We start from the raw sequence: 7,513 nt of genomic DNA on the forward strand, positions 1-7,513 counted from the left end.
AGAATGTCTTCGTCCGAGTATCGCTTCCGAGCCATCCCTTGTTCCCCCTTCTCGGCCAAAGTAGTGGCACAATTTTAGGGGGCAAAGACATGTCTGCGTGTAGGGCCTCAAAAGCTCAGAATTTGCAGTGAAATGAAAGATGGATAGACTGGTGATGTAAGGCCACCAAATTAGGCTAATAGCTCTCCGAAGGGAGCAAGGAGCCAGGGGATTAGGGCAGAGGCCACTGTGTCTTTTGACCTATTCCTTTCGTAGAGGTTGGAAGCCGGCAAAGCAAAAGTCGTCGAAGTTTCCCAGACGGGCGAACGACCGACCGGACGGAGTAGAAAATGAGTGACATTTGGGTGGTTGGAATACCAATTTTGTTAGTTGACGTCGTCAGTCCCGTCCTTCTGGCTGCGACTGCATTTGCTCTGACCGGGAACCGACCAATTGCAAATAGCATCGCGCTTATCTTGGGTCATTCAATCGCGTACTTTGTGATGGGGATGCTGATCGTCTACGGGCTTGCGGAACTGCTCAGTCCGGTAGTGGACTTTGTCGTCAAAGGGTTCGCGAATCCGACGCCTATCAATTTCGTCATTGGGTTTCTTCTCGGCTTGGTTCTTCTCAGCCTCGCTTTCCGGGTGAGCACAAGTGCCGAAATGGACAAACAATCAGCCCGTTCCGAAGTCCGCCAGCAGAAAGAAGGCGTGTTTCCATCCTTCGTAATGGGCGCAACGCTTTGTATTGTTGGTATGCCATTCGCCGTACCGTACTTCGGTTTCATCAATGAGATGTTCCGATTTAACGTGCAATCCAAACCCGTGGGTTTGCTGATCTACAATCTTTTGTATGCGCTTCCGTTTGCACTTATTCCGCTTGCATATGCTCTTGCGGGAAATTCGATTGTGGACAAGTTGAAAGCGCTAAATCGGTTTTTAAGCACCACTGCGTCGTGGTTTGTCCCGCTATTGTTCGGCATCTTGGGATTGGCGTTTGTAGTTGACGCAATCAAATACTTTTTGACTGGATCCGGTTTGGTCTGATGCCAAACATATTGCTCAGAAACGGTCTTCTGCTTCTCAGCACCTTTTTTTATGTCGAGATCTTTCTCACGAATACAAGCAGCCGAACGGGTCCGATTGGGGCACATTTTACAAGCGCTGACACTCATGCCTACGCAATCTAGGAAGGGCACACGAAAACAGGTGAAGCGTCAAGAGCCCGGTCAGCTATTACTGAAGGCGCCCCAGGTTTGCACGTCGATTGCAATTTGGGGTCTCGCATCTGCCGCGACTGCGCAAACTGTTGATCCGGATGCATCAGAAGCAGCCGCACGCGCAGCGCTTTCGGTCTTGAGCATTGCCGCAACGCCGAATGAGACACTGTCTTCGTTTTCTTTCTTAAGAGCTTCAGGTGACACCAACAGCCTTCGGTCCACTCAGCTTCGGGGTGGCTTTCATCCGCTTGAAAACGGCCTCTACTTTGAAGGACTTGTAGCTTACCAAGTCTACAACCCGGTTGCCTTCTTTCCCGAAATCGCTCCTGACGTTGATGTGGACGTCACTTGGGCAAGCGTGGCCACCACCGTTGGAATTGGCTGGGAGTTCCCATTAGGTAGTAACTGGCACCTTCGTCCTGTCGGTCATTTTTCGGTCGGTCACGTTACCGCAGATGCATCAATCATAGACTTCCCAATATTGCCTCTCAATTCAGGGACAAATGACCCAATTGATGGTGATTTGAATGCACTGGGTGTAGGTGCGTCTGTCGGACTCTATCGAGAAGCCAGCTATGGCCTTTGGCAAGCTGAATACCGGTTTCGCAAAACATTCCTTGAATTTCATCCAATTGATGAACCACAGGCTGGGGGCGCCAAAGCAAATTCCAACCAGACAACGTTTTTTTCACGTCACCGCTATCCATTGAAGAATGTGGACCTCTTCAACCTGTCGACCCAGCTCGTGCTGGATGCAGGATTGGTGTACTACCACGGGGATGCCGCTGAGGTTCTGGATACAGACTGGCTGGCAACCGCGGGCGTTGGCGTTGAGTTAGACACGAGCCGATTAGGCATCCCTGCAGTCAAAGCTGGGCGAATAATGCTGAACGGTGTTGTTGCGGAAAATTTCGACGGGTTTTCCATAGGGCTCGGTCTCAGATTTTAGTGCCGCATCCAGAGTTTTTCTGACCAAAACCAATAGTCATCGTCGAAAGGTAAGATCACTGCGGTCAAACCCTCGGTCAATCATGGATGTGTACGGTTTCACCACGCTTTGGCCTAAAAAGAAAAACTTTTGGCGGGAACTCAAATGAATGAATGAACACTCCCAACCAATATTGGATGACAGCGCCACACAGCGTGCTTTGCAAGTTACAGAGATAGAATTGGAGCGTCAGTCATGAAGACCGAAGCAGTCAGTGCCGTCGAAGTAATCAATATGCATTTGAACAGACACTACGAAGCCGATCAGCGGGCAGATGCCGTTGTCGAAATGTTGCTTGAAAATGAAATCTCCAGCGCGGATTTCTGGCCCTTGCTGCAGGGTTTGTGGGGTGGGTTCGAAAAAGTTAACCACACCATGTTTGTTCACGCAATGGACGCCGAAAAGCGAAGGTCATGTTGGATTCCAACTGCAGAATGGCATCAGCTTCCCAGACAGATCTCGGTTTTTCGCGGTCAAAGTCTCGGAAAGGAAGTCGGGTTGTCTTGGACAACAAACTTTGATGCAGCATTGGATTATGCAATTGGATGTCAAGGTTTAACAGCCAAAACTCCGATCATCCTTGAAACTAGAGTCCCCAAAAGTGCGGTGGCAATGGTCATTAAAAAAGGCGAACCAAATGAGCTTGTTCTGTGGAAAGCACCACAGATTTCGGATTGTGTAGTCACCCAAGTTTCCTCGGTTACACACTAATGAAACGGAAGCGTATCTCAAATTTGGCTCCACTCCAACGGCAACAGTCAGGAGGATGTGTCAGCCTGGTTTTGCCTTTGAAATTCGCGCGGTGTTAAACCGGTCCAACGTTTGAATGCGGTGGAGAATGCGGGCTGGTCGGCGAAACCCAGATAAAATGCAAGCTCTCCGATGCCGAACCCGTCCTTGAGATACGTCTTCGCAAGATCGCACCTGATATGACTTACAATACTACGAAAACTCACGCCCTCCTCACTGAGGCGCCGCGACAATGATCGTGTGCTGAGACCGACATTTACGGCCACTTCTTGCACACTCGGCATTTGCCCGGGCAACGCGTTCAATAGCAGTGCTTCAACCCTGCTTCGTGTACTAGGTGCACACCCGGCAGTTTCTTTCAAAAGTTTGTCGCCGTAGTCAGACAGGTGTTCTTTGAGAGCTGGATCATAAGTTGGTATCGGAAGGTCGAGAGATGATAACGTTAAGATGAGTTCCGTCTTCTCGGAATCAAAGGAAACAGTGCACCCGGCGGCTCTCTGAATATCGGGCCCTGCTGATTTGACCATATGTTGGAACCGAACCTCCAGAGGCTGGACAGGAGTATTCGTAACCACACGCATTAGCGAAAGCGCCGAGAAAACAATAAACTCGGTCCGTCGATGGAATTTGACGAGTCCGCCGTCAGTAACTTGCATCTGAAGGGAAGCACAATTTCCTGACACAACCAGACCGTATTCAATAGTATCATCAACCAACGCACCATAACACGACGCGTTTTCAATGGCTTCCCTTAGATTTCGTGAGTATTTTGCTATGTACCAGACAATGTCGCGCGGTGATTTAAATTCTAAGCCAGCCACGGTGGCAAATGCAGGGTTTTTCAACTGGTCGCAGGCTAGACGAACAAATTCACCTTCTTTGTACGGATCAATCTGATGCGTAGCCTCCTTTAGTTCACTATGTATTAGCCCAGATTCCTTCATCACATCATTGAATACGCTGGCATCCGGAGCGCGTTCTTCAAACGCCCCAGCAAAATGCCTCAGCCACGTATTGTCGACGCCCATAAGCTGTTCCAGTAAAAGGCTAAGCAGTTCTGATACAGAATTATACCAGAGTTACGAGTTTTGATAATTCAACGACAATCCATCACCAATTGCAAAACTGACACTAATAGGGCCCAGAAACGGTAACAGGCGCTTTGCTGATGCCTACTTCTTTCAAGCGCAGAGGCAGTTGCTGGCCAAGGAAGGGTGCCGGTCAAATCAACTGACAAGATCGGTATTGAAATGGTCCGAACTCTACTTACTCCGCGATCTTTCACGTTAGGCTTGGCCCCTCGAAAGGAGCGAGAATTTATCGTGACGCCACTAAGTTGAGCAGACCTTTTGAAACCGCAGAAAACCTTCGTCAAAAGAATTTCACGGGCGCAGCGAAGCATTGGACATCGTGCCGAAAAGGCTGGCGATCGTTTCACCCGCCTCAGGAGTCGCTAGAATTAAAAGATCATTCTCGACCATTGCGTCATAGGCGAGAGAATGCCGCCAGCCCGAATGAAGTACATTAACTGTTGTCGTGACGTCGTACTCGGAGATGGTCTTTATCTGCGCAGCCGAAATAATTTCAGGCGTACTATCCCCGCCACGAAAGCGTATGGCTGCGACCTCAATTGCCAAGAGTACAGTAAATGTCTCACCTTCTCGCAAATTTGCGGAAATTGAAGGAGCCATCTCTTGCGCGAGCTTGTTCAAGGACTTGATGGACCAGGAATGGTATGAAACGCCGGGCCTTCCCAAGAACGGTCTTGCTTGAACAATGCCAGCTTTCCTACCGTCTAAGTCCGCCTGAAACGCGACCTTGGCCTCTGGATGGTGTTCGAAAAGAAGTGCCCAAAGCAGGGGGTTCCCGCAGGCAAAGGATTGTCCCGCTCCGCCAAACAACAAACACACAGCCAAAAAAGCTCTCAAGACACGCTTCATTTTTATTCTCCTTTCGGAGGTTGAATACCAGAATGGTGGCTTTCTACTGTTTCGTATGATCCCAGGTCAGTTCGCCGTTCATGATCGTGTAGAGCACATCGACTTCGTGGATTGTGCTGGGGTCGATCTCGTAGAGGTTTTCGGACAATACAACGAGGTCGGCGAGTTTACCGACTTCGATACTGCCAATTTCGTGATCACGCCCCATACCGTACGCTGCGTTGATCGTGTTCGCGCGGATTGCGAGGTCAACCGGCACACGTGCTTCCTCGCCACCCAGCGGCGGTACGTCGTCGCGTCCCGGAAGTTGGCGCATCACAGCTGTCCGGATCGCCACCAACGGGCGGTATTCCGAGATATAGCCAGCGGCAGGCCAGTCCGACCCCAGGGACACGTTTCCACCCGCCTTTGCAATCGCCTTCATCGGAACATACCTTTGAATCCGCTCCTCACCGAGGCGCGACACAGAGATACTTGCTAACGATGGATCACGGCTCATCCATGCGCCGGTGGAGTCCCAAGTCACGCCAAGTTCCCCAAAACGTGGAATATCATCGGGATGAACCAGCATCGCGTGGCTGATCACATTGCGCCGATCACGTGGCGGGTTCTGCTCAATCGCCATTTCAATAGCATCTAGAACTGCCCGCACTGCGGCATCCCCAAAGCAATGGCAAACGATGTTGATGCCGGCCGCATCAGCACGCACTACAGCATCGTTCAGGATGTCATAGGGAATAATGGGGGATGGGTCAGCGTCCGGGTTGTCACTGTAGGGCTCGGTGTATAGAGCGCTATAGGCATCGTCCCCACCGTCCATGTTGATCTTCAGGCCTCGTGCGGTGACAAACTCGGAGTTGAATTGCTCTCTAATAGATTCCACCAACGGGATCGGGTCGATGTTCGGATCATTCCAATAGAAATTTCCCTGAACCCGGATAGGAAGGTCACCGGCCTCGGCCAGATCCGTCATCAATTGGAAACCTTCCTCCATGCCAAGGCCCTGAATACCATAGTCATGGGCGGTCGTAATTCCGGCAGCCGCGAACCGAGGCAACCATTCACGAACTCCAGCCTCAGTGTATTCAATATTCAGATCGATCAGCTTCGAAAGTACCTGCAACTGCGCCGGAACTTCAACAATCCAACCGGCGGGTGTGCCATCTTCGTTTCTGCGAAAGTAAGAGAATCCAGGCACCGTTTCGGGCGTGTTTTCGTCGATCCCGGCGATCTCGAAGGCTTTGGAGTTCACCCAGGCCTGATGACCATCCACACCCCAGAGGTATATTGGGCGATCGGAGTCGATCTCGTCCAGCATCTCCTTCGTGCCGTAGCCGTCTTCCCAAAGGTGAAGCCGCACCCCGTAGCCGTGGATGATTGGAAGATCCGGGTTTTCTTCGGCATAAGCCCGCACGCGCTCAAGGATACCGTCGACGTCGTCGACCTGAAGGTCCACCCCTCGCATGATTAGCGCACCTGCTGTGGGATGCATGTGCCCCTCAACAAAGCCCGGCAAGGCCATCGTGCCTTGCAGATCGATTACCTCGGTGCCAATCCCGATCACATTCGCAAGACCCGCCGCGTCGCCAACATAGACGATTTCGTTTCCTTTAATCCCGATGGCTTCGGCTACGGTTCCTGCCTCATCCATTGTGTGGATTTCGCCGTTAATAAGCGCATAGTCCGTTGTAGGGTTTAGGCGCGCAGTCTGAGCAACGGTGTTGGTTGCGAGAGAAGTTAACAAACCGATTGTTATCATCAGCCACTTCATCGCACACACTCCCAACCCAAAGAAAATACCCAATAAAGCATGAAACAAATTGTTTGCATGTCAAATAAATTTGTTCGCCTTACCGCCCAACCGCTTGTCAAAGGGTTCAGTTGCAAAACAATTTCAGAGTCACGTTCTCAGAGCGGCTCGCACGATTTTCCCAGCAATCGGTGAACTGCTATAGTGCAGATGGTACTGGCTTGAGCTAAGGCAGGCAGATGTTGCGCCCAAGTTTAATTTTCACAAATTGTGCAAGCCATGCATGCTGAGGTGAGCTAAGCCAAACAGCGCGGAGACGTCAAACGTTCTAGACAACCCCGGCCCCCGCTCCTTCCCCGCGGTCTTGCGGGAGAAGGCCCTTCGCTTTCAGGTTCGTATCCGCGCGATGCCTGTTATCGGTGGCCAGCCGCTTCCCCGCAGGTTTCTCACCTGCCCCACTTCGACAGCGTACGGTCTCGGCGGTCCCCGATCCGACGAGTGCCAGAGACGCCCGTTGGCCGGTGGGTTCCGTAGTCGCGTTTCTGCACCGAGCCAGAAGGAGCCGCGTCGGTGCGGGATGACGTTATCGGACCTGTCGATCCGCACAGGTGCTTTGGAGATCATCCGGGGCTTGATCGAACGTGTTACGATCCAACATGAACGGGATGGCGTGCAGATCGAACTGGAGGGTGCACTTTCAGCGATGATTGGTCTGGCACAGAACGACGAAAGCCGCCCTGAGGCGGCTCGTACGACACTGTGTTCGGTAAAAGTGGTTGCGGGAGTAGAAATGGTTATACCAACTAAAATCGTTTTATCATTGTATTCATCAGTGCAATCCCCTTGAAAACAATCAATACATCGAACCGAGATACTTCCACTTC

The 7,513-nt window shown here is 51.3% G+C and carries 7 protein-coding genes; 4 read left to right on the top strand and 3 right to left on the bottom strand.

Features of this window, described 5'->3' with window-relative positions; translation table 11 throughout:
- The first annotated feature begins 329 nt into the window (after nt 1-329).
- The 3 genes from ACR0ER_RS25255 to ACR0ER_RS25265 all read left to right on the top strand — a co-directional run bounded on the left by ACR0ER_RS25255 (nt 330) and on the right by ACR0ER_RS25265 (nt 2,900).
- On the top strand, nt 330-1,028 hold the full coding sequence (locus ACR0ER_RS25255) for a GAP family protein (protein ID WP_480771229.1): 699 nt from the start codon (nt 330-332) through the stop codon (nt 1,026-1,028).
- Nucleotides 1,029-1,190: 162 nt separating this feature from the next.
- A complete protein-coding gene (locus ACR0ER_RS25260) occupies nt 1,191-2,150 on the top strand; it encodes a hypothetical protein (protein WP_480771230.1) in 960 nt (319 codons plus the stop codon).
- Nucleotides 2,151-2,384: 234 nt separating this feature from the next.
- Nucleotides 2,385-2,900, top strand: a complete 516-nt coding sequence (locus ACR0ER_RS25265; RefSeq protein ID WP_480771231.1) for a hypothetical protein — start codon at nt 2,385-2,387, stop codon at nt 2,898-2,900.
- A 47-nt stretch (nt 2,901-2,947) separates the two neighbouring features.
- Here ACR0ER_RS25265 and ACR0ER_RS25270 read toward each other — a convergent pair whose 3' ends face one another.
- From ACR0ER_RS25270 to ACR0ER_RS25280, 3 genes are all read right to left on the bottom strand, one after another.
- Nucleotides 2,948-3,967, bottom strand: coding sequence for an AraC family transcriptional regulator (locus ACR0ER_RS25270; RefSeq protein WP_480771232.1), 1,020 nt, complete (start codon nt 3,965-3,967; stop codon nt 2,948-2,950).
- A gap of 354 nt (nt 3,968-4,321) precedes the next feature.
- Nucleotides 4,322-4,879: a hypothetical protein gene (locus ACR0ER_RS25275; RefSeq protein ID WP_480771233.1), complete on the bottom strand. Its 558-nt coding sequence runs from the start codon at nt 4,877-4,879 to the stop codon at nt 4,322-4,324.
- Nucleotides 4,880-4,922: 43 nt separating this feature from the next.
- Nucleotides 4,923-6,650 carry an amidohydrolase gene (locus ACR0ER_RS25280; RefSeq protein WP_480771234.1) on the bottom strand — a complete coding sequence of 576 codons (1,728 nt, stop codon included), beginning with the start codon at nt 6,648-6,650 and terminating at the stop codon, nt 4,923-4,925.
- A 556-nt stretch (nt 6,651-7,206) separates the two neighbouring features.
- Between ACR0ER_RS25280 and ACR0ER_RS25285 the strand changes: the two genes are divergently transcribed.
- A complete protein-coding gene (locus tag ACR0ER_RS25285) occupies nt 7,207-7,476 on the top strand; it encodes a hypothetical protein (protein WP_480771235.1) in 270 nt (89 codons plus the stop codon).
- The last annotated feature ends 37 nt before the right edge of the window (nt 7,477-7,513 follow it).

The organism is Ruegeria sp. CH8, from assembly GCF_056536985.1.